Genomic DNA, 23,074 nt, shown 5'->3' with positions numbered 1-23,074 from the left:
GGCTGTTATGGCCTCTTCGCGGGCAAGCCTCGCTCCTACGGATTTGTGTCGTGCGCCCAATATGCACACGCCGCAAAACCTGTAGGAGCGAGGCTTGCCCGCGAAGGCGTCCGAAAGCCCGCCGCAATCAACCGCTAATGCGCCTCGCCAGCCTTCAACCCCGCCGGCAACGCCTTGGTCAGCAACACCGCCAGCATACTGATCCCCAACGCAATCCCGACAAAGTGAAACGCATCGTTGTAGGCCATGATCGACGCCTGCTGATGCACGATTTCACTCATCTTGCCTAATGCCGCAGTGTCACTGCCAAACCGGTCCGCCATCGAGGCCATGCGCTCCGCCACCTGCGGATTGCTCGGCACAATCGACTCGCGCAAATAATCAAAGTACGTCTTGGTCCGCGCATCCAGCAGGGTGGCGAGGAGGGCGATGCCGATTGCGCCGCCGAGGTTTCGCAGAATGTTGAAAAGGCTCGATGCCGATCCGGCGTCCTGGGGCAGGATGTACGCCGTGGCGATCAACGAGATGGTGACCATGATCAGCGGCTGGCCCAGCGCGCGGATGATCTGGATCTGATTGAACTGCGGCCCGGCGAAATCCGGATTCAACACGCCCGAGGAAAAACTCGCCAACCCGAACAACCCGAAACCGATGGTGCACAACCATTTCGGCGGGATGAACTTCATCAGCTTCGGCACCAGCGGAATCAAAAACAGCTGCGGAACCCCCATCCACATGATCACTTCGCCGATCTGCAGCGCGTTGTAGTTCTGGATCTGCGCCAGATACAACGGCAACAAATAGATCGAGCCGTACAACCCGACTCCCATCCCCAGGCTGGAAATACTCGATAAACCAAAGTTGCGATTACCGAGGATGCGCAGGTTGATCAGCGGGTTGGGTTTGGAAAACTGCACGATCACAAAGGTGATCAAGCTGCACAGCGCAATGCTGCCCAGGCTCACGATCAGGGTCGACTCCAGCCAATCCTTGCGATGACCTTCCTCAAGAAACACCTGCAAGCAACCGAGGCCAACGCCGAGGGTAAGAATGCCCATGTAGTCAGTGCTTTTGAGCAGTTCCCAGTGGGCTTCTTTCTTCTCCAGGCCATACATCAGGCCGGCGATCATCAGCAGGCCGGGCGGGATGTTGATGTAGAAAATGTATTCCCAGCCCCAGTTTTCCGTGAGCCAGCCGCCAATGGTCGGGCCGATAGAAGGGGCGAAGGTCGCGGTCATGGCGAACATGGCCATGCCTTTGGCGCGGTGATGTTCCGGGAGTTTGATCAGCGTCAGGGTGAACGCCAGCGGGATCAGCGCACCACCGGTAAAACCCTGCAAGGCGCGAAAGACAATCATGCTTTCGAGGCTCCAGGCCATCGAGCACAGCAGCGAGGCAGCGAGGAAACCCAGCGATACCCACACCGCGAGACGCCGCGCCGACAGCAACTGCACCAGCCACGCCGTCAGCGGGATCATGATGATTTCCGCCACCAGGTACGAAGTGGAAATCCACGAGCCTTCTTCCAGGGTCGCCGACAAAGCGCCCTGAATATCCTTGAGCGAAGAGTTGGTGATCTGGATGTCGAGCACAGCCATGAAGGCGCCGAGCATCACACTCATCACCGCGATCCAGTCCCGCCGGGTCGGTTCCCCGGCCGGGCGGATCAGTTGATCACCGGCCATCGTCAGGGGCGTCTTTGATGTTTACTTTGACGGTGACCGACATGCCCGGGCGGATCTTGCCGTGCAGCGGATTGTCCGCGGCGAACGTCAGTTTTACCGGAATCCGTTGTACGACTTTGGTGAAATTGCCCGTGGCATTGTCCGGCGGCAACAAGCTGAACTGCGCGCCCGATGCGGCGAACAGACTGTTGACCCGCGCTTCAATCGGCGTGTCGCCGTAAGCGTCGAAGGTCAGCTCGGCTTTCTGGCCGGGCTGCATGTGGCCGATCTGGGTTTCCTTGAAGTTGGCCTGAATCCAGATGTCCTGGTCGGGCACGATCGACAGCAGATAAGCGCCAGCCTGCACGTACTGGCCGTTGCGCGCGGCGCGTTGACCGATCAGGCCGCTGATCGGTGCATGGATCTCGCTGCGGGTCAGGTTCAATTGCGCCTGGGCCAGCTCGGTCTTGGCGTTGGAAATCATCGCGTCGAGGCGCTTGATTTCGGCGCTCAGGGCGTTGACTTGCTGGCGCTGACTTTGCGCGTCGGCTTGGGCTTTGGTCACTTGCGAACGGGCGATGTGGTTATCGGCGGAGAGGGTGGTCACTCGTTCTTCCGAGACGTAGCCGGGTTTGCGCAAGGTCTGGGCGCGGGACAGGTCGATTTGCGAACGACCCAGGCTGGCCTGGCTGGACGCGACTTGCGCATCGCTGGCGGCGATCAGGCTGGATTGTTGGGTCAGTTTGCTTCGGGCCTGCACTTGCTCGGCTTCGCGCATGGCCAGGGCGGCGTTGGCGCGGTCGACGGCGAGGTGGAAATCATCGCCTTCAAGCTTGATCAGCAACTGGCCTTTCTCGACGTGCTGGTTGTCCTGCACCAGGACTTCATCGATGCGTGCGCCCAACTGGCTGGAGACGCGGGTGATCTCGCCCTGGACATACGCGTTGTCGGTGCTTTCATAAAAGCGCCCCTTGAAGAACCAATGGGCAAAGAAGCCCCCGGCGATCAACAGGACGATCAGCAGGAAGAAGAACAGGCGACGCTTGAGTTGGGCAGGCATGGGGCAGACTGTAGTCGAGAAATTGTAAGGAAAGTTATCAGCAGGCGAATCTGGCATACAGCCGATAAACGGTAAATGCCATCGGCTGATATTCGGTCATTCACCACGGCTTATGGGCGTTGTAGACGCAACCTTGGCTTAAATGCCCTGCTGACTGGAGCCGGGCGGGTATCGCCTGTTACCATTCGCCCTTTGTTTGACCTTTATTTCGAGACTTGCCATGACCACCGTCCGCACGCGCATCGCGCCATCGCCTACCGGGGACCCCCACGTAGGTACCGCTTACATCGCATTGTTCAACTACTGCTTTGCCAAGCAGCATGGCGGTGAGTTCATCCTGCGGATCGAAGACACCGATCAATTGCGTTCGACCCGCGAGTCCGAACAGCAGATTTTCGACGCCCTGCGCTGGTTGGGTATCGACTGGAGCGAAGGCCCGGACGTCGGCGGCCCGCACGGTCCTTACCGTCAGAGCGAGCGTGGCGATATTTATCAGAAGTACTGCCAGCAACTGGTTGAAATGGGCCACGCCTTCCCGTGCTTCTGCACCGCCGAAGAACTGGACCAGATGCGCGCCGAGCAAATGGCTCGCGGCGAAACCCCGCGTTACGACGGCCGTGCGCTGTTGCTGTCTGCGGAAGAAGTCGCCCGTCGTCTGGCCGCTGGCGAACCCCACGTAATCCGCATGAAAGTGCCGAGCGAAGGTGTTTGCGTGGTGCCGGACATGCTGCGTGGCGACGTCGAGATCCCGTGGGATCGCATGGACATGCAAGTGTTGATGAAGACCGACGGCCTGCCGACGTACTTCCTGGCCAACGTAGTCGATGACCATTTGATGGGCATCACCCACGTGCTGCGCGGTGAAGAGTGGCTGCCTTCGGCACCGAAACTGATTCTGCTGTACGAGTACTTCGGCTGGGAACAACCGGAGCTGTGCTACATGCCGCTGCTGCGTAACCCGGACAAGAGCAAGCTGTCCAAGCGCAAGAACCCGACCTCGGTGACGTTCTACGAGCGCATGGGCTTCATGCCGGAAGCGATGCTCAACTATCTGGGTCGCATGGGCTGGTCGATGCCGGACGAGCGCGAGAAGTTCTCGTTGCAGGAAATGGTCGACAACTTCGACCTGAGCCGTGTGTCCCTCGGCGGGCCGATTTTCGATATCGAGAAACTGTCCTGGCTCAACGGCCAATGGTTGCGTGACTTGCCGGTGGAAGAGTTCGCCAGCCGCTTGCAGACTTGGGCGCTGAATCCTGAATACATGATGAAGATCGCGCCGCACGTGCAGGGCCGGGTTGAAACCTTCAGCCAGGTTGCACCGCTGGCCGGTTTCTTCTTCGCCGGTGGCGTGAACCCGGACGCGAAGTTGTTCGAATCCAAGAAGCTCTCGGGTGATCAGGTTCGTCAGTTGATGCAGTTGATCCTGTGGAAGCTCGAAAGCTTGCGTCAGTGGGAGAAGGACAGCATCACCGCGACGATTCAGGCCGTGGTCGAATCCCTGGAGCTGAAGCTGCGGGATGCGATGCCGCTGATGTTCGCTGCGATCACCGGGCAGGCCAGTTCGGTGTCGGTGCTCGACGCGATGGAAATCCTCGGCCCGGACCTGACGCGTTTCCGTCTGCGCCAGGCCCTCGACTTGCTCGGTGGCGTGTCGAAGAAGGAAAACAAGGAGTGGGAAAAACTGTTGGGCAATATCGCCTGATCAACGCGATTTTGTAGGAGCGTTGCTTGCTCGCGAAGAACGATGGCGCGGTGTAACAGACACACCGCGGCGTCTCATTCGCCGGCAAGCCTGGCTCCTACAGCAGGAGATATCCCGAATTTACGGGGGAAGGGCGGTAAGTGATTGTTATGTCGGCAAAAAACTTTGAAATATTTTAAAAATAAGTTTGACAGCCTTTCGATGCGCCATTAAGATTCGCCCCGTCCTCAGCGATGAGGGGCTATAGCTCAGCTGGGAGAGCGCTTGCATGGCATGCAAGAGGTCGACGGTTCGATCCCGTCTAGCTCCACCAATTTACACTTCAAGGTCTGGCCACACCGGCCTTGAAGCGATCAACTCTCAGCGTTGATCAGTTGTATAGAAGGGTTTGCGTCCCCTTCGTCTAGTGGCCTAGGACACCGCCCTTTCACGGCGGTAACAGGGGTTCGAGTCCCCTAGGGGACGCCAGTTTTACAGAAGTAGTGTCGCAAGATGCTGCTCCGCCGCCAGGCGATAAATCGGGGCTATAGCTCAGCTGGGAGAGCGCTTGCATGGCATGCAAGAGGTCAACGGTTCGATCCCGTTTAGCTCCACCAATTTTACAGTTCAAGGTCTGGCCACACCGGCCTTGAATCGATCAGCGCTCTGCACTGATCAGCTGTATAGAAGGGTTTGTGTCCCCTTCGTCTAGTGGCCTAGGACACCGCCCTTTCACGGCGGTAACAGGGGTTCGAGTCCCCTAGGGGACGCCACGATTACCCGCTCTGCGGGATTTATAAGGGTCATTCAATTATTGAATGGCCCTTTTGTTTGTCTGGCGTTTGGCCAATTCTCCTTTTTCTTCAAAACTGTTCTTCAGACCAGCGGTCACACCCATGACTTGCGCAAATTTATTATGCGAATAATATTCTAGTCGTAATATTCGGAGGCAACGATGAACGATAAAAAAGCTCAAACCCGCGAACGCATCCTCAAGGCCGCCAGCGCAGCGCTGATCCAGCGCGGCCCGGCCGAGCCGAGCGTGGGCGAAGTGATGGGCGCGGCTGGCCTGACGGTCGGCGGCTTCTACGCGCACTTTGAAAGCAAGGACGCGATGATGCTGGAAGCGTTCAAGCAGTTGCTCGGCCACCGTCGAGAGCTGATTGCCGACATGGACGTCGAGTTGACCGGCGAAGAACGCCGCGCCTTGGTGGCCGCGTTCTACCTGTCGCGCAAACACCGTGATTCCTCCAGCTCGGCATGCCCGATCCCGGCTTCGGTCGGTGAACTGGGGCGACTGCCGGACGAATTTCGAGTGGCATTGAATGAGCACGTAGAACTGATGGTCGCGCAATTGGCGGCCAGTCCGGAAGACACCGACAAAGCCTTGGCCGACATGGCCTTGATGGTCGGTGGTTTGGCTCTGGCGCGGGCGCTGGGGCCAGGCGAATTGTCCGATCGATTGCTGCGCGCCGCCAAATCAGCGGTGCTATGACCTGAAGGCGAAATAGCCTGAGGAGTGGAGCGATGAGCACGTTAAAGTGGGTTCGTGGCGTTAATGGCACCTTGGGCTGGTTCGCACCTCAACTGGTTGCGAGCAAAATGCGCCTGGCATTTATGACTCCGCGCTCGTTTGCCCCCAGTGACTGGGAATTGCCGCTGCTGGCGAAATCCGAGCGGATCACCCTGCGCTTCGGCCTTTCGGCGTTGCGCTGGGGGCAAGGCCCGACGGTCTTGCTGATGCACGGCTGGGAAGGTCGGCCTACCCAGTTCGCCAACCTGATTACAGCGCTGGTGGATGCGGGCTACACCGTAGTGGCCCTGGATGGTCCGGCCCACGGTCGTTCGCCGGGGCGCGAGGCCAATGTGGTGTTGTTCGCCCGGGCCATGCTCGAAGCCGCCGCTGAGTTGCCGCCCCTGCAAGCGGTGATCGGCCACTCCATGGGCGGCGCCAGTGCGATGCTCGCGGTGCAGTTGGGTCTGCGCACCGAAACCCTGGTCACGATTGGTGCGCCGGCGCGGATTCTTGGCGTGCTGCGCGGTTTCGCCCGAATGGTCAAGCTGCCGCCCAAGGCACGTTCAGCGTTTATCCGTCAGGTCGAGAAAGATGTCGGAATGCGCGCTGCGACCCTGGATGTTGCGCACTATCAGCTCGATATGCCGGGGCTGATCGTCCACGCCGAAGACGATCGCTATGTCAGCGCCAAGGAATCCCAACTGATTCACGAAGCCTGGTTCGACAGTCGCCTGCTGCGCCTGGAAGAGGGCGGTCATCACCGGGTGATGGCAGACCCTCGGGTGATTGATGGGGTGTTATCACTGCTGTCCGGCCGCAGCCTTCAGGCGCGGCAATCGGCCTGAGCATCCGTTACACTGCCCCGGTCGAAATTATCTGACCGGGAGTGGGGCATGGGCTGGGATCGGGCAACGCCATTTATCATTGATCTGCAAGTCGGCGCCGAGGACATCGACGGGCTGGGCCACGCGAATAACGCGGTGTACGTGACCTGGCTCGAGCGCTGTGCCTGGCGCCACTCGCAACGCCTTGGCCTGGACCTGGTCGAGTACCGGCGGCTGGATCGGGCGATGGCTGTGGTTCGGCATGAGATCGATTACCTCGCCGCCGCTTATGAAGGCGATGAGTTGCAATTGGCGACCTGGATCGTCGATTGGGACCAGCGCCTGAAAATGACCCGTCACTTCCAGCTCAAGCGCCCCAGCGACAACACCACATTGCTGCGTGCCCAGACCACTTTCGTCTGCATCGAACTCTCCACCGGCAAGCCCAAGCGCATGCCGGCGGAGTTTATCGAGGGCTATGGCCCGGCGTTGCAGGTTCCTTCCTAGGTTGTCTGGCGGGCCTCTTCGCGGGCAAGCCTCGCTCCTACAGGTTTTGCGGCGTGCGCCCAATTTGCATACGCCGCAAAACCTGTAGGAGCGAGGCTTGCCCGCGAAGGCGTCAGCACAATCGCCACCGCCCCGTCTGACGAAATACCTTCTGCGCCCTGAAACCAGTAAACTGCCGCACGTTTTTCGTTGAGTGTGTTTTCCATGCAAATTGCTTTGGCGCCCATGGAGGGGTTGGTCGACAACATCCTGCGGGACGTGCTGACCCGCGTCGGCGGTATCGATTGGTGCGTGACCGAATTCATTCGGATCAACGATCAACTGCTCACGCCTGCCTATTACCACAAGTTCGGCCCGGAACTGCTGACCGGCGCTCGCACCGCGTCCGGCGTGCCATTGCGCGTGCAACTGCTCGGTTCCGATCCGGTGTGCCTGGCGGAAAACGCCGCGCTGGCCTGCGAGCTGGGTTCCGAAGTCATCGACCTGAATTTCGGCTGTCCGGCCAAGACCGTCAACAAGTCCCGTGGCGGCGCGGTCCTGCTCAAAGAACCTGAACTGCTCAACCAGATCGTCGAAACCGTGCGTCGCGCGGTGCCGGCGCATATCCCGGTCACGGCCAAGATGCGCCTGGGTTTCGACAGCCCGGACGGCGCGTTGGTCTGCGCCACAGCCCTGGCCGAAGGCGGCGCCGCGCACATTGTGGTTCACGCGCGGACCAAGACCGATGGCTACAAACCTCCGGCACACTGGGAATGGATTCCTCGCGTGCAAGACGTGGTCAAAGTCCCGGTGTTCGCCAACGGCGATATCTGGAGCGTTGAAGACTGGCGCCGTTGCCGCGAAATCAGCGGCGTGGAAGACATCATGCTCGGTCGCGGCCTGGTGTCGCGCCCGGACCTGGCCCGGCAAATCGCCGCGGCGCGCGCCGGTGAAGAAGTGGTCGAGATGACTTGGGCCGAATTGCTGCCGCTGATCCAGGACTTCTGGCTGCAAGCCAAGGCGCAGATGACGGCCCGTCAATCGCCGGGCCGCTTGAAGCAGTGGCTGGCGATGCTAACCCGCAATTATCCCGAGGCGGTTGAGCTGTTCACCGTCCTGCGGCGTGAAACCGAGCTCGATCAGGTCTCGCGTTTACTCGGCCTGCAAGTCGCCGAAGCAGCCTAAAAAAATCTGTAAATAATCTCTTGAAATGCAATCAGCGGTCCCTATCTAAGGGTTACGCGATGCCGAATTCGGGTCGCGGAGACAAAAAACCTTGCTGATTGTTTTCAGGAGATTTGAACCATGAGTACTGCATTTTCCCTCGCGCCACTGTTCCGTTCCTCGGTAGGCTTCGACCGTTTCAACGACCTGTTCGAAACCGCCCTGCGCAACGAGCCTGGCAGCACCTACCCACCGTACAACGTTGAAAAGCACGGTGATGACCAATACCGCATCGTTGTCGCGGCCGCCGGTTTCCAGGAAGAAGACCTGGAGCTGCAAGTCGAGAAGGGTGTGCTGACCATCAGCGGCGGCAAGCGTGACGCCAATGACAGCGTGACCTACCTGCATCAAGGCATCGCCCAGCGTGCGTTCAAGCTGTCGTTCCGTCTGGCGGACCATATCGAAATCAAGGCTGCCGACCTGAGCAACGGTCTGTTGAGCATCGACCTGCTGCGGGTTGTCCCAGAAGAAGCGAAAGCCAAGCGCATCCCGATCAATGGGACGCAGAAGCCGGCGCTGCAGCACTGAGTGTCATGCGCAGAAATAGATTCGCGTGATCTCGCTGTAACCCGCTAAATGAAGGCCCCGACGTGTCGGGGCCTTTTTATTTTCCAGCAAAAAACGAAATGCATACTTTGCTGCCTTGAGCCGGTTTCTCTACAATCCGCGCAGTTTTGCCGACTCCCATTCTGCCTGGTCGGCCCGGAGCTTTTTTTCATGGAAGAGATACAACAGCGTTGGCTATGCGGTCTTTCCGCGCCAATGGTTGCCCTCAATCCTCGTGCCGAATACGACGAGCCCGCGTTCTATTCCGATCCGGAATTTATCGACCTGCAATGCAGCTGGGGCATCAATGACCGGCCACAGCTGTTGGGCATGCTCGAAAGAATGACCGATAACGGTCACGCCACCCACCTCGAACAGGCGTATCGCTCCTGGCAACGCTGTTTGCCCGGTGAGTGGCAAGCGTTGCTCGAGACGCTGGAACCCCGTGAGCGCATCTTGCATGAGTTTGCCAGCCGTACCTTTGAGGGCTGCGGTTCGGGTGGTATCCAGGCGTGGGACTTGGGGCGCATGGGGTTTCTGTTGCGGTGTGCGGTGCGCAACGAGTGGATCGATCTTTCCGAGAGCCTCTGGTTGCATTGGCGTCTGGCCGTCAGGGCGCAATATCACTACGACGACTGGTTTGCCTATTTCAACGGATTCCTGACCGGTCGCGCATTCTGGGGCTGCCTGAGCAGCAGTGACGACACGCTTGCTTACGAACTGGACCGCCAAGGGGAGTGTTCGAGCAGTCTGCGCATCGCTCGCGGCCTGAGCCGAAACATGCCGGTTTTCCTGGCCGGTTTGCCTTGGCACCTGGAGCTTGATCCGCCGCAGCGCCCGGCATCTTTAGGGGAGTTCGACTGGTCATGACTTGCTGGATACGTCTGGGCATAGAGCCCACCAAAGACCAGGCACTGATTCGGGATGCCTACCGCGCGCGTCTGCCGCAGCATCATCCGGAAAGTGATCCCGAAGGCTTCCAGGCATTGCGTGAAGCCTATGAAAGCGCCAACCGTTTCGCCCGGCAGGAAGAGGACGACGTAGAAGAGGAGGAGGGTGCGGGCGTCCCTGAGATGCCGCAGACCCTGGTGGATTTTTACGCGCTGCTCCAGGACCCGGCGCGGCGTTTCAATCCGCATGCCTGGCAAGCTTTTGTCAAAGCGCTGGATCAATTGCCGCTGGACGTGCTCGATGACCTCAGTTGGGGGCTGTTCCACCCATTGGCCAACGCCGGTCCACTGTCGTACCGCTGCGCAAATCTGTTGGCGCAACGGATGGCCTGGGAACAGCAATTGCTGGATCTGGAGTTTGACCAGGCGAAGGAAGTCGAAGCGTTCCTGCAGCGCATCAAGGGCCCCGATCCGTTCGACACGGCGCTGATGGGCGATTGGCCCGTGCCTGTGCAAATCGAAACCCTCTGGTATGCCCGCAGCCTCGACTACATCTTCCAGCATCGTCCTCTGCATGAGTTCGAAGACTTCGCCAGCCACCACACCTGTTTGCCGCTGCCGGCAGATGACGCATTCATCCAGCGTCTGCTGGTGCAGTTCACTCAGGCGGGTATCGGCGGTGCCGGTCTGCGGCAACAGTGCGCCGAGCAACAGACGCAAGCCCCCGACGATGTCGACTGGCTGTATCTGCTGGCCAGCCAAAACAGCTTGCTGGGTCTGGAGGATCAGGCGCTGCCTTGCTGGATCCGGCTGTGGCAGGAGCATCGCCACCCGAAGGCCGAAAGCCGTTTGCTGGAACTTTGCGCAAAGCGGCAGCCGGACTTTTTGGCGCTGCTGATCCAGGCATTTGACCGTCTGGAGAATGTCCGCGCCTGGCCCGCCGACCTCGCCGATGGCAGCCAGATCTATGGCAGTCCTTCACAACGCCCCGAGACGCTGGCTCGCTGGCGTGGAGTCGGGCAACTCAACCTGCAAGGCTTGCCGGCTGCCTTTGTCGATTGGCGCATGACCGGGGATGAGCTGCCGCTGTTGGCCTTGCTGCTAGGCGAGGCTGCGGATTCCCGTTTGCAGCAGTTGTACCGGCATGCCTGGGCCTTGCACCGTGGCGATGCGGGGTTGTTGCAACAGATACTCGACGAACCGCAGCCGGTCGATGCCCTCGAAGGCCTGGTGTTGCGCGGGTTCAAGGATCAGGCCGAGCAGCAACTGTGCTGGCTGACTCAGGCGCCGATCCCGTTGGCGATGAAGGCGTACCTCAGCAGTCGTTCGGTTCAGCCGCAACTGGCCGAAGAACTGACAAAGGACGAGCCACACAACATTGGCCGCCTCTGGTTGCGCAGGCTGCGGCCTTACGATCAGTCCGCGCTGGTGCGGATCGATCAGGCGTTTGATCTGCAAGACGCACAAGCGGACGTGGACTTGCGCGGTTTGAGCCTGCTGGTCCAGTTGGAGCAACGTGGCGTGGTATTGCCGGCCATTGCCCAAGGCGAGTCGACGTGGCAATGGCACGCTCAAACGATGTTCCTGCTGGCATTGCTCGATCAGCCGGAACGTTGGCTGGCGTTGATCGATTCGGCCTGTCTGGAGCGGCTGGACGTCAACCTGGCTCATCCTTTGAGTCGGCTCCAACCACTACTGCGGCGTTTGCAACGCGAACAAGGGAGTTGCAGCGGTTTACTGGGTTGGTTGCAACCCAGCGATCCGGTGCATGGCTTGCTCGTGCAAAAGCTGTTCAACGTGCAACAGGCCCTCGACACCGCAGCGCTGCCGGGTAATGCGCAACTCTATACCTGCATTGAAAGCGATCCTGACGCCTGCGGCGAAGATGTATTGGGGCTGATGTTGCTCTGGGGTGTGCTGTATCACGATCCGACTCTGAATGCCGAGCAGCACCGCGCGCTGTTGCAGTCCATCGCCGCCGTCAGTTGCGAAGATGAATGGTTCGAAGGGTTCCGCAATGGCTTGATCAAAGGCGAGCCGGTGTGGCCGCCTGAAAAAGTATTGGCGGATTTCGGTGTCGAGAAACTGGTGGTTTATTCACTCCTCGATACGCTGAAAAGCCTGGTCCGTCATGGCGCGGCAGGGGTGCCGCGGAACAAGGTGCTGAGCATCTTGCAGTACGGCAAGGATGACACCGCGAACAGCGTGGGCCTGCGACTGGCGCTAACCGCCCTGTTGTCCTGGAACGAACGCCTGCTGCTGGCCAACAGCGACACTCGGCCTGTGCCGGCCACTGCGTTCTGGCGTCTGGGTTCCCGGCTCGGGCGCAAGGCGTTTATCGGGCAAGTGCTGGGGTGTCTGCTGATCACCCCGTATCTGGCGTTGATGAGCGGCACTGCGCTCTCGGGCATTGGCGTGTTGTTGCTGGGCGTCGCGTTGCTGCTCGGTGCGATTCTGCGTCGACTGCATGACATGGGGCGCGGGATTCCCACGCTGCTGATTTTTGGCTGCCTGTCGCCGGTGCTGCCGTTCATGCCGTTGCTGTTGTTCGGCTTTCCCGGCGACAAACTGCCCAACCGCTACGGCGTGCCACCGGACAGCGGCGGTGAAGACACCTTGTCCGGCGGTTTGCAGGTGGCTTTGCGGCGGCTTAACGACTAAAGGCGCAGTTCATCCAGGGCTTTATTGAGCTGTGAGCGATGGCTGGCAATCTCCACCGATTGCTGGCCACCGAGCACGGTGGTGAAGGTATCCAGCCAATCAGCAATCTGTTCGCGCTCGTCACCCAGGCTTTGCGCCCAGGCTCGCTCCAGGCGCGCCAGCAACGTGCGGTTGGGCAGGGTGTCGCGTGGGTGGATTTTCAGGGCGCTGAGCCGTTCATGGCTGTTTTGCCGCGACTGCGGGTCGAGCCCGGTGGGGCTGCGGTCGATGCTGTGGCTGTGACGTTCGCCGCTGGCCAGCAGGGTGACGTCGACCTCGAGCAAACCGTTGATGTCGTAGCTGAAACGCACATCCAGCGCTTCGGTCTGCTCGCTGGGTTTCAGCGCGACGTCGAAGGCATCGATGAAAATATTGTCCCGCACCCACGGCCGCTCGCCTTGGTAGACCTCAATGCGGATCAGCGTTTGCTGGGGATGAGTCGTGTAAAAGCGTTTCACCCTGGACGTCGGGATCACCGTATTGCGCTCGATGATCGGCGAGAAGGCGCCGCTGACGTCTTCACCGCGATTGGTCGAGATGCCCAGGGTGTAGGGGCAGACGTCGGTCAGGATCAGTTCTTCGATTGCACTGTCCCGGGCCTTGCACGCGGCCTGGGTGGCGGCGCCCAGCGCGACAATCGTGTCCGGGTCGAGATGGCGATAGGGCAGGCGCCCGAACAGCGTCGCGACCATTTGCTGCACGGCCGGCATGCGCGTGGCGCCGCCGACCATCACCAGGCTGTCGAGGTCCCTGGGCTTGAGCCGGGCATCGCGCAGCGCTTGCTCGATGGGCGCGCGTAACCGGGCGAGCAGCGGCTCCCAAATGTTCAATGCCGAGGCTTCATCCAGCGACCATTCGCGCAATGCACCAGCACCGTTCCAGCTCAGGTGTTGGGTGCCTTCACCGAGTTTGCATTTGAGTTGTTCCAAGGCATCGCCGAGGCTGGCCAAGCCCTGGCCATCGATCATTTGCGGGGTGAGTTGCCAGTCTTTCAGGCAGGCCTGCAGCAGCGCGGCGGTGAAGTCTTCGCCACCGAGGAAGTTGTCGCCGGTGGAGGCATGCACTTCGATCAACGGCAGGGCATATTCCAACACCGTGACGTCGAAGGTGCCGCCGCCCAGGTCGAATATCAGCGTGCGCTCGAACTTCTGCTCATGCAGCCCGTACGCCATGGCGGCGGCGGTCGGTTCGTTGATCAGCCGCGACACGCTCAGGCCAGCCAACTCGGCAGCAAACAGCGTGCGCTTGCGTTGCTCATCACTGAAATACGCCGGTACCGAAATCACCGCCTCGTGCACCGCGTGGCCGAGCCAGGCTTCGGCGTCCTGCTTGAGCGAACCGATCACCAGCGCCGAAAGTTCTTCCGGGCTGAACTGTCGCCCGCCCAGTTCGAACTGTTTGTCGCTGCCCATAAAACGCTTGAACGCCGCCACCGTACGCTCGGGATGCGTGGTCAGGCGCGCGCGGGCAGCCTTGCCCACCAGAATGCTGTCGTCTTCATCGAGACTGACTACGGAGGGGGTGAGGACATCACCGAGGGCGTTGGGAATCAACTGCGCCCGACCGTCCTGCCAGACGGCGATCAGGCTATTGGTGGTCCCAAGGTCGATACCCAGCAAGGCCGGGCGGGGGAGGGTTGCATCCTGCATGGTTGATCTCTTTGAGGCGACGCAAAAAACGCGACCCTACAGGCTGAGACAAAAACTCGCAATTCCTGGCCCCGTAGCAGCTGTCGAGCCCCGGCGAGGCTGCGTCCGGCGGCGAAGCCGTCGTAAACCCAGCGCACGCGGTTTACCTGATACACCGCGTCATCTGATTTCACGACGGCTTCGCCGCCGAACGCAGCCTCGCCGGGGCTCGACAGCTGCTACGGGGGATTTATTTAAGCAACGTTTGAAACGCCTCCACCGGCAATGGCCGGCTGTGCAGGTAGCCTTGATACAAATGGCAACCTAACCCCTGCAAAAACTCCAGTTGCTCTGGCGTTTCAACCCCTTCGGCAATCACTTCCAGCGCCAGGCTGCGCGCCATGGCGACGATGGCGCGGATGATTTCGGCGTCGTTGGGGTCGGTGGTGGCGTCGCGGATGAACGACTGGTCGATTTTCAGCGTGTCCACCGGCAGGCGCTTGAGGTAGGTCAGCGAGGAGTAGCCAGTGCCGAAGTCGTCCATGGCAAAGCTCACGCCGAGTTTTTTCAAGCGACGCATTTTGTTGATGGTGTCTTCCAGGTTCTGGATGACGATGCCTTCGGTGATTTCCAGTTTCAGCAACGAACAAGGCAAGCCATGGCTGCTGAGGCTGCGTTCGATGCGTTCGACGAAGTCGTTCTGGCGGAATTGGCGTGGGCTGATGTTAACGCACAGGCTGAAATTGAGCGGGTCAATCAGGCCCTTGGCGATCAATTGTTTAAAGGCATCGCAGGCTTCGTCGAGGATCCAGGTGCCGACTTCCAGAATCAGCCCGCTGTCTTCCAGGACCTTGATGAATTCAGTGGGCGATTGTGCGCCGAGTTCCGGGTGGTTCCAGCGCACCAGTGCTTCGGCGCCGATGATACGGTTGTCCTGGGCGTCGACCTGGGGTTGGTAATGCACGCTGAATTCGCCGCGGGAAAGGGCCAGGCGCAGGTCGGTTTCCATGCGCAAGCGTTCACTGGCGGCCTTCTGCATGGTGTTGTGATACATCTGCGTGGTATTGCGCCCCGAATCCTTGGCCCGGTACAGGGCAATGTCGGCGCGCTTGAGCAGGTCGGTCGGGGTCGAGCCGTGATCAGGAATCAGCGCGATGCCAATGCTCGGCGTGACTTGCAGGCGCTGGCCGTCGAGGAACATCGGTTCCGAGAGCAATTCGCGCAAGGTGTCGGCCAGGTCCCGAACCTGCTCGCTGACTTCGCTGCGCGAACCTTCCAGGCCGCTGAGCAGCACCACGAACTCGTCACCACCGAGCCGCGCCACGGTGTCTTCCATGCGCACGCTGGCTTCGAGTCGCGCGGTGATGATCTTCAGCACCGTATCGCCCACCGGGTGACCGAGGGAGTCGTTGATGTGCTTGAAGTGGTCGAGGTCAAGAAACATCAAGGCGCCACGCAGGTTGTGGCGCTTGAGCAGGGCAATCTGCTGGCTCAGGCGATCCATCAACAGCGCGCGGTTGGGCAGGTTGGTCAGCGGGTCGTGGTAGGCGAGGTGCCGGATCTGCGCCTCGGCGTTTTTCAACAGACTGACGTCGCGAGCGGTCAGCAGCAGGCACGCGGTTTCGTTGAGGGTGATCGGTTCTACCGAGACTTCGACGGTGAGCAGTTCCCCGCGTTTATTGCGCCCGAGCATCTCCTGGTGGTGCACGCGGCCCTTGATCTGCAATTCGGCCAGCAGCGACGAACGTTGTTTTTCTTCCGCCCAGATGCCGACCTGATACACGGTTTTGCCCACCACTTCATCGGCGCGATAGCCGGTCAGGCGGCAGAAACCGTCGTTGACCTCCAGATAGCGCCCGGTGTCGCGTTCGGTAATGGTGATGGCGTCGGGGCTGGAGTGGAACGCCTTGGCGAATTTCTCTTCGCTGGCCTTGAGCGCCGCTTCCGAACGCTGTTGTTGGGTGATGTCGCGCAGGGTGGTGACGATGCACGGTTGTTCGCCGACGCTGATCTGCCGGCTGGAAATCACGCAGGTCAGGGTTTGCCCGTCCTTGTGCTGAACAAGGATCGCAACGTTGCTCAGGCCTTGCTCGCGGATCACTTGCTCGATCCGTTGCAGGCTTTTCGCTGAGGCGTCCCACAGGCCGATTTCATCGGCGCTGCGGCCGATCACGTCGTCGGTGGTCCAGCCGAAAATCTGAGTGAAACTGGAATTGATCTCGATGAACTGGCCACTGTCCTGGCGAGTCACGCAGATCGGGTCCGGACTGACCTGGAACAGCGTGGCGAATTTCTCCTCGGAGGCCACCAGTTGCTGCTCGCGCTCGACCTGATCGGTGATATCCAGCAGCGTGCCGGCCATGCGCAGCGGCTGGCCGTTTTCATCGCGATAGAGCCGCGCACGGCTTTCCAGGAAGCGCGAGCTGCCATCGGCCAATTGCACGCGATAGGTCAGTTGATAATTGCCGGCCGGGCCTTCGCGCAAGCTGCGGTAGGCATTGCGCATGCTGTTGCGTTCTTCGCCGGGCACGCCTTCGAAGAATTCATCGAAGGCTTCATGGAATGGCTTGGGCTCCATGCCATGCAGCTGCGCAGCCCGCGCCGAGCCGTAGAGCATGCCGCTGGGGATGTGCCAGTCCCATGTGCCAAGCTGCGCCGAGTCCAGGGCAAGGTCGAGGCGTTCCTGGCTGTCCTTGAGCGCATGTTCGGCGGCTTTGCGTTCAGTGGTGTCGAGGAACGTGCTCAGGAGATACGGCTGGCCTTCGAGCTCGACCTTTTGCGCGCTGAGAATGCCATCGTGGACCTGGCCGTTGCTGGCGCGAAACTGCACTTCCATGTTGATCAATTCGCCCTTGGCCTTGGTCGCCTTGACCAGCAATGCGCGTTGCTCGGGATGCACCCACAGGCCCAGTTCCAGGGTGGTGCGGCCAATGACGCTTTGCACCGGCCAGCCGAACAGGCTTTCGAAATATTGATTGGCTTCGCTGATCAAGCCGTCTTCCTGACGGGTCAGCAGCACCATGTTCGGGCACAGATGGAACAGCGTAGCGAAGCGCTTTTCCGAGCTGCTCAGGGCTTGTTCCCGCTGGCGTTGATGGGTGATCTCGCGAATCACTCCGATCATTCGTGGTCGGCCGTGTTTATCCGGCAACAGGCTGCCGTTGATCTCCAGCCAGTGCAGACTGCCGTCGGGCCAGCGGATGCGGTGATGCATCGCTTGTTCCAGCGGAGCGCCGGCGATCACCTGATGGAACGCGCGAATGGTTTTCGCCCGGTCTTCCGGGGGCAGCAAGTCGAGGTATTCGAGGTCCGCCGGCAAAGGCTGCTTGGGGTCGAAGCCGAACAGCGCCTGGGTGCCCCGGGACCAACTGATCTGCCCGCGTTCGATGTCCCAATACCACGCCCCCAGGCGCGCACCGTTCAGCGCGGCCAACAGCTGCGGCGCGCTTTCCCAGCTCTGCTCCGACCGCTGCGGGTCAATGGCCTGAATACGCGGCATCGGCGGAATACGGTCAACAGATTTGGGCATTGGCAGCAGGCCTTGGGCTGAATGGGGCGTTAGGCACGGGGTTTTGCAGCTCTATAGGAGTAGCACAAGTTAGCCGTGGGTCCTTGGCAGATCAATTTGTGCATCCAGCAGGGCCATAAAGGCACGTGCCGCATTCGAAAGCGTCCTTTCTGTGTGCAGGATATAGCCTAGCTCGCGAGTGAGTTGTATGCCCGGCAAAGCTATCCGCGCCACCTGATCATCGAGCATGGTGCGCGGCAAAACGCTCCAGGCCAGGCCGATCGAGACCATCATCTTGATGGTTTCCAGATAATTCGTGCTCATGGCGATGTTCGGCGTCAGGCCCTGGGCCTCGAACAGACGTTGGACGATGTGGTGGGTGAACGTGTTGCCACCGGGGAAAACCGCCGGGTGCAGGGCGATATCCGCGAGCGTGACCGGGCCGTTGCTGATCAGCGAATGCTCCGGGGCCACCACGAAATCCAGCGGGTCGTCCCACACCGGCGTGGCCTTGACCAGCGCATGGGGCTCCGGCGCGAGGGTGATGACCGCCAGTTCGGCGCGGCCATGCAGGATTTCTTCGTAGGCCACTTCCGAATCGAGGAACTGAATATCCAGCGCGACCTGTGGGTAACGACGCGTGAACTCCCTTAATAAGGGCGGCAAGCGGTGCAGGCCGATGTGGTGACTGGTGGCCAGGGTCAGGCGACCGCTTACTTCACCGGTCAGGTTGGTCAGGGCGCGGCGGGTGTCGTCCAGCACGTTGAGAATCTGATAAGCCCTCGGCAACAGGGCACGTCCAGCCTCGGTCAGGCCGACTTCACGGCCCAGACGATCAAACAGGCGCACCTTCAGTTGCTGTTCCAGCCCGGCGATGCGTTTGCTGATCGCCGGTTGGGTCAGGTGCAGCCGTTCGCCTGCGCCGGAGAAACTCCCGGTCTCGGCAATCGCGATAAAGGCGTTGAGGTTGGCCAGATCCATTCATGTATTCCAGTTGGTTATCCAAAGCATAAAAAATATGAATTTGAGTTATTTAATGTAACCCCCTAGGATCGACCTCACAAGCCAAGGGGTTATTGAACCGCTGCACAACCCAAGGCATAGAAAATAGAAGCAAGCTGATGAGGACCGTCTGATGGCCGGCAAAACGCTTTACGACAAGCTCTGGGATTCCCATGAAGTGAAACGGCGCGACGATGGGTCGTCGCTGATCTATATCGACCGCCACATCATCCATGAAGTGACTTCGCCCCAAGCTTTCGAAGGCCTGCGTCTGGCCGGGCGCAAGCCTTGGCGCGTCGACTCGATCATCGCCACCCCGGACCACAACGTGCCGACCACCCCGGATCGCAAGGGCGGCATCGAAGCGATTACCGATCAGGTCTCGCGTTTGCAGGTTCAGACCCTCGATGATTATTGCGACGAATACGGCATCACCGAGTTCAAAATGAATGACGTGCGTCAGGGCATCGTTCACGTGATCGGCCCGGAGCAGGGCGCTACCTTGCCGGGCATGACCGTGGTGTGCGGCGACTCGCACACCTCGACTCACGGCGCATTCGGCGCGTTGGCTCACGGCATCGGCACTTCCGAGGTCGAGCACGTGTTCGCCACGCAGTGCCTGGTCGCCAAGAAAATGAAAAACATGCTGGTGTCGGTCGAAGGCAAATTGCCGTTCGGCGTGACCGCCAAGGACATCGTGCTCGCGGTGATCGGCAAGATCGGCACCGCTGGCGGTAATGGCCACGCCATCGAGTTCGCTGGCAGCGCGATTCGCGACTTGTCCATCGAAGGCCGCATGACCATCTGCAACATGTCCATCGAGGCCGGCGCTCGCGTAGGTCTGGTGGCTGCGGACGAAAAAACCGTGGAATACGTCAAGGGCCGTCCATTCGCTCCGAAAGGCGCTGAATGGGACATGGCGGTCGAAGCCTGGAAAGACCTGGTTTCCGACACCGATGCGGTGTTCGACACCGTGGTCAAACTCGACGCGACCCAGATCAAGCCACAAGTCAGCTGGGGCACCTCGCCCGAGATGGTCTTGGCGGTTGATCAGAACGTGCCGGACCCGGCGAAGGAAATGGACCTGGTCAAACGCGGTTCCATCGAACGCGCCTTGAAATACATGGGTTTGAGCGCCAATCAGGCGATCACCGATATTCAGCTGGACCGCGTGTTCATTGGCTCCTGCACCAACTCGCGGATCGAAGACCTGCGCGCTGCAGCAGTGATCGCCAAGGGCCGCAAAGTCGCTTCGACGATCAAGCAAGCCATCGTGGTGCCGGGCTCGGGTCTGGTGAAGGCGCAAGCCGAGGCTGAAGGCCTGGACAAGATTTTCCTCGAAGCCGGTTTCGAGTGGCGTGAACCGGGTTGCTCGATGTGCCTGGCGATGAACCCGGACCGTTTGGAATCGGGCGAGCATTGCGCTTCGACCTCCAACCGCAACTTCGAAGGGCGTCAGGGCGCCGGTGGCCGTACGCACCTGGTAAGCCCGGCCATGGCCGCGGCGGCTGCCGTCAACGGTCGTTTCATCGACGTCCGCGAACTGATCTGAGGAGCCGCACATGAGAGCTTTTACCCAACACACCGGTTTGGTCGCGCCATTGGACCGTGCCAACGTCGACACCGACCAGATCATTCCGAAGCAGTTTCTGAAGTCGATCAAGCGCACCGGTTTTGGCCCGAACCTGTTTGACGAGTGGCGTTACCTGGACGTGGGTTATGCCTACCAGGACAACTCCAAGCGTCCACTGAACAAGGATTTCGTGCTCAACGCCGAGCGTTATCAAGGCGCCAGCGTATTGCTGGCCCGGGAAAACTTCGGTTGCGGCTCCAGCCGTGAGCACGCGCCGTGGGCCCTGGAAGAGTACGGTTTCCGCAGCATCATCGCGCCGAGCTATGCCGACATCTTCTACAACAACAGCTTCAAGAACGGCTTGCTGCCGATCATCTTGAGCGACGCTGAGGTTGATGAGCTGTTCCAGCAGGTCGAAGCGAATCCTGGCTACCAGTTGACCGTCGACCTCGAAGCCCAGACCGTGACCCGGCCGGATGGCAAGGTCTACAGCTTTGAGCTGGATGAGTTCCGCAAGCATTGCCTGGTGAATGGCCTGGACGATATTGGCCTGACATTGATGGACCACGAGGCGATTGCGTCGTTTGAAAGCAAGCACCGGGCGAGCCAGCCTTGGTTGTTTCGCGACGTTTGATTTTGCGTAAGGCGTGATGACGCCTTCGCGGGCAAGCCTCGCTCCTACAAGTGCAGCGCGATCCCATGTAGGAGCGAGGCTTGCCCGCGAAGAGGCCCGCCCGAACACCACAAGGCTAAACCCCAAAAAGGAAGTCCCCCATGACCAGCACCGCCCAGCACAGCCAAGTCGTACAAAAGCAATTCGGTGAACAGGCCTCGGCCTACCTGAGCAGTGCCGTTCACGCTCAAGGCACTGAATTTGCGCTGCTACAGGCTGAACTGGCCGGGCAGGGCGAGGCGCGTGTGCTGGACCTCGGTTGCGGCGCCGGTCACGTGAGTTTCCACGTGGCCGCGTTGGTGAAAGAAGTCGTGGCCTACGACTTGTCCCAGCAAATGCTCGACGTGGTGGCCGCCGCAGCGACTGATCGTGGTTTCAGCAATGTCACCACGGTCAACGGTGCCGCCGAGCGCCTGCCGTTCGCCGATGGCGAGTTCGACTTCGTGTTCAGCCGTTATTCGGCGCACCATTGGAGCGATCTCGGCCTGGCCCTGCGGGAAGTGCGCCGAGTGCTGAAACCGGGCGGGGTGGCGGCGTTCGTCGACGTGCTGTCGCCCGGCAGTCCGTTGTTCGACACCTACCTGCAAAGCGTCGAAGTGCTGCGCGACACCAGCCATGTACGCGATTATTCTGCCGGCGAGTGGTTGCGCCAGGTCAGTGAAGCGGGGCTGCATACCCGCAGCACCACCCGTCAGCGGCTGCGTCTGGAGTACAACAGCTGGGTCGAACGCATGCGCACACCGCAAGTGATGCGCGCGGCGATCCGCGAGTTGCAGCAGTCGATGGGCAATGAAGTACGCGAATATTTTGAGATTGAGGCCGATGGTTCGTTCAGTACAGATGTGCTGGTGCTGATGGCTGAAAGATAAACGATAGAATTTTTCCGGGTGTGCCTGAGGGCACACCGACTGATGACATGAGGAAAGCATGAGCAAGCAGATTCTGATTCTCCCAGGTGACGGTATTGGCCCGGAAATCATGGCCGAAGCAGTCAAAGTGCTGGAACTGGCCAACACCAAGTACAGCCTGGGCTTCGAGCTGAGCCACGACGTGATCGGTGGCGCCGCCATCGACAAGCACGGCGTGCCGCTGGCTGACGAAACCCTGGATCGCGCGCGCGCTGCCGATGCGGTACTGCTGGGCGCCGTGGGCGGCCCGAAATGGGACACCATCGAGCGTGATATCCGCCCTGAGCGCGGCCTGCTGAAGATTCGTGCGCAACTGGGCCTGTTCGGCAACCTGCGCCCGGCGATCCTGTACCCGCAACTGGCCGAGGCGTCGAGCCTGAAGCCTGAAATCGTCGCGGGCCTGGACATCCTGATCGTCCGTGAATTGACCGGCGGCATCTACTTCGGCGCGCCACGCGGCACCCGCACTCTGGAAAACGGCGAGCGTCAGTCCTACGACACCCTGCCGTACAGCGAAAGCGAAATCCGCCGTATCGCCCGTGTCGGTTTCGACATGGCCATGGTTCGTGGCAAAAAGCTCTGCTCGGTGGACAAGGCCAACGTGCTGGCCTCCAGCCAACTGTGGCGTGAAATTGTCGAAGAAGTGGCCAAGGATTACCCTGAAGTCGAACTGAGCCACATGTACGTCGACAACGCCGCGATGCAACTGGTGCGCGCACCGAAGCAGTTCGACGTGATCGTCACCGACAACCTGTTCGGCGACATCCTGTCGGACCAGGCATCGATGCTCACCGGTTCCATCGGCATGCTGCCCTCGGCGTCCCTGGACACCAACAACAAGGGCATGTACGAGCCGTGTCACGGTTCGGCGCCGGACATCGCGGGCAAAGGCATTGCCAACCCGTTGGCAACCATTTTGTCGGTGTCGATGATGCTGCGTTACAGCTTCAACTTGCAGGATGCGGCGGATGCGATCGAGAAGGCCGTCAGTCTGGTTTTGGACCAGGGCCTGCGCACCGGCGACATCTGGTCGACCGGTTGCACTAAAGTCGGTACGCAGGAAATGGGTGACGCAGTAGTCGCCGCGCTGCGGAATCTGTCGAGGTTTTTCCCATCCCTCGATTTGAACGTTGCGGTACGCACCGTATCTTTGATCTGCACAACAACACTCGCCGCTGGGTGAACCCAGGC

The 23,074-nt window shown here is 60.3% G+C and carries 16 protein-coding genes, 4 tRNA genes and 1 pseudogene; 16 read left to right on the top strand and 5 right to left on the bottom strand.

Annotation, left to right across the window (positions count from 1 at the left end; all coding sequences use genetic code 11):
- Positions 1-134 precede the first annotated feature (134 nt).
- Both ACIOYV_RS27895 and ACIOYV_RS27890 read right to left on the bottom strand, forming a co-directional pair.
- A complete protein-coding gene (locus ACIOYV_RS27895) occupies positions 135-1,625 on the bottom strand; it encodes an MDR family MFS transporter (RefSeq protein WP_401329064.1) in 1,491 nt (496 codons plus the stop codon).
- A gap of 49 nt (positions 1,626-1,674) precedes the next feature.
- Positions 1,675-2,724, bottom strand: a complete 1,050-nt coding sequence (locus ACIOYV_RS27890) for an HlyD family secretion protein (RefSeq protein WP_054054125.1) — start codon at positions 2,722-2,724, stop codon at positions 1,675-1,677.
- Positions 2,725-2,944: 220 nt separating this feature from the next.
- On the opposite strand from ACIOYV_RS27890, the gene gltX reads away from it, so the two are divergent.
- The 12 genes from gltX to ACIOYV_RS27830 all read left to right on the top strand — a co-directional run bounded on the left by gltX (position 2,945) and on the right by ACIOYV_RS27830 (position 12,552).
- Positions 2,945-4,426, top strand: a complete 1,482-nt coding sequence (gene gltX, locus ACIOYV_RS27885) for a glutamate--tRNA ligase (protein WP_054054123.1) — start codon at positions 2,945-2,947, stop codon at positions 4,424-4,426.
- Positions 4,427-4,663: 237 nt separating this feature from the next.
- Positions 4,664-4,739: transfer RNA gene (locus ACIOYV_RS27880), tRNA-Ala, on the top strand.
- 79 nt (positions 4,740-4,818) lie between these two features.
- Positions 4,819-4,894, top strand: a tRNA-Glu gene (locus ACIOYV_RS27875).
- Positions 4,895-4,946: 52 nt separating this feature from the next.
- Positions 4,947-5,022, top strand: a tRNA-Ala gene (locus tag ACIOYV_RS27870).
- Between the two features lie 80 nt (positions 5,023-5,102).
- Positions 5,103-5,178: transfer RNA gene (locus ACIOYV_RS27865), tRNA-Glu, on the top strand.
- A gap of 182 nt (positions 5,179-5,360) precedes the next feature.
- Positions 5,361-5,900, top strand: a complete 540-nt coding sequence (locus ACIOYV_RS27860; RefSeq protein WP_401328907.1) for a TetR/AcrR family transcriptional regulator — start codon at positions 5,361-5,363, stop codon at positions 5,898-5,900.
- Between the two features lie 32 nt (positions 5,901-5,932).
- The gene (locus tag ACIOYV_RS27855; RefSeq protein ID WP_054615521.1) at positions 5,933-6,766 is read left to right on the top strand and encodes an alpha/beta fold hydrolase; all 834 of its coding nucleotides are present in this window, start codon (positions 5,933-5,935) and stop codon (positions 6,764-6,766) included.
- Between the two features lie 48 nt (positions 6,767-6,814).
- Entirely contained in the window at positions 6,815-7,252 is a 438-nt protein-coding gene (locus ACIOYV_RS27850; protein WP_054615520.1) for a thioesterase family protein, read from the top strand.
- A 204-nt stretch (positions 7,253-7,456) separates the two neighbouring features.
- The gene (locus tag ACIOYV_RS27845; RefSeq protein WP_054054115.1) at positions 7,457-8,416 is read left to right on the top strand and encodes a tRNA-dihydrouridine synthase; all 960 of its coding nucleotides are present in this window, start codon (positions 7,457-7,459) and stop codon (positions 8,414-8,416) included.
- A 120-nt stretch (positions 8,417-8,536) separates the two neighbouring features.
- The gene (locus ACIOYV_RS27840) at positions 8,537-8,983 is read left to right on the top strand and encodes an Hsp20 family protein (RefSeq protein ID WP_054054113.1); all 447 of its coding nucleotides are present in this window, start codon (positions 8,537-8,539) and stop codon (positions 8,981-8,983) included.
- A gap of 189 nt (positions 8,984-9,172) precedes the next feature.
- Positions 9,173-9,871, top strand: coding sequence for a DUF1266 domain-containing protein (locus tag ACIOYV_RS27835; protein WP_401328902.1), 699 nt, complete (start codon positions 9,173-9,175; stop codon positions 9,869-9,871).
- Positions 9,868-12,552, top strand: a complete 2,685-nt coding sequence (locus ACIOYV_RS27830) for a DUF805 domain-containing protein (RefSeq protein ID WP_401328899.1) — start codon at positions 9,868-9,870, stop codon at positions 12,550-12,552. The genes ACIOYV_RS27835 and ACIOYV_RS27830 overlap by 4 nt, the downstream gene beginning before the upstream one ends.
- Here the strand turns inward: ACIOYV_RS27830 and ACIOYV_RS27825 are convergent.
- From ACIOYV_RS27825 to ACIOYV_RS27815, 3 genes are all read right to left on the bottom strand, one after another.
- The gene (locus tag ACIOYV_RS27825; protein WP_401328896.1) at positions 12,549-14,240 is read right to left on the bottom strand and encodes an Hsp70 family protein; all 1,692 of its coding nucleotides are present in this window, start codon (positions 14,238-14,240) and stop codon (positions 12,549-12,551) included. The genes ACIOYV_RS27830 and ACIOYV_RS27825 overlap by 4 nt on opposite strands.
- Positions 14,241-14,469: 229 nt before the next feature.
- The gene (locus ACIOYV_RS27820; RefSeq protein ID WP_054052913.1) at positions 14,470-17,748 is read right to left on the bottom strand and encodes a PAS domain S-box protein; all 3,279 of its coding nucleotides are present in this window, start codon (positions 17,746-17,748) and stop codon (positions 14,470-14,472) included.
- A gap of 69 nt (positions 17,749-17,817) precedes the next feature.
- Positions 17,818-18,708 carry a LysR family transcriptional regulator gene (locus ACIOYV_RS27815; RefSeq protein WP_054052915.1) on the bottom strand — a complete coding sequence of 297 codons (891 nt, stop codon included), beginning with the start codon at positions 18,706-18,708 and terminating at the stop codon, positions 17,818-17,820.
- Between the two features lie 154 nt (positions 18,709-18,862).
- Between ACIOYV_RS27815 and leuC the strand changes: the two genes are divergently transcribed.
- From leuC to leuB, 4 genes and pseudogenes are all read left to right on the top strand, one after another.
- Positions 18,863-20,281, top strand: coding sequence for a 3-isopropylmalate dehydratase large subunit (leuC, locus tag ACIOYV_RS27810; protein WP_054052917.1), 1,419 nt, complete (start codon positions 18,863-18,865; stop codon positions 20,279-20,281).
- A 10-nt stretch (positions 20,282-20,291) separates the two neighbouring features.
- The gene (leuD, locus tag ACIOYV_RS27805) at positions 20,292-20,936 is read left to right on the top strand and encodes a 3-isopropylmalate dehydratase small subunit (protein WP_054052919.1); all 645 of its coding nucleotides are present in this window, start codon (positions 20,292-20,294) and stop codon (positions 20,934-20,936) included.
- 140 nt (positions 20,937-21,076) lie between these two features.
- Entirely contained in the window at positions 21,077-21,844 is a 768-nt protein-coding gene (locus ACIOYV_RS27800; RefSeq protein ID WP_290028289.1) for a class I SAM-dependent methyltransferase, read from the top strand.
- 58 nt (positions 21,845-21,902) lie between these two features.
- Positions 21,903-22,982: pseudogene (leuB, locus tag ACIOYV_RS27795) on the top strand (3-isopropylmalate dehydrogenase); the annotation flags it as partial.
- Between the last annotated feature and the right edge of the window lie 92 nt (positions 22,983-23,074).

Source organism: Pseudomonas sp. NPDC087342 (genome assembly GCF_044744265.1).
Taxonomy (GTDB): domain Bacteria; phylum Pseudomonadota; class Gammaproteobacteria; order Pseudomonadales; family Pseudomonadaceae; genus Aquipseudomonas; species Aquipseudomonas nunensis.
This window is presented reverse-complemented; position numbering and strand designations above follow the sequence as displayed.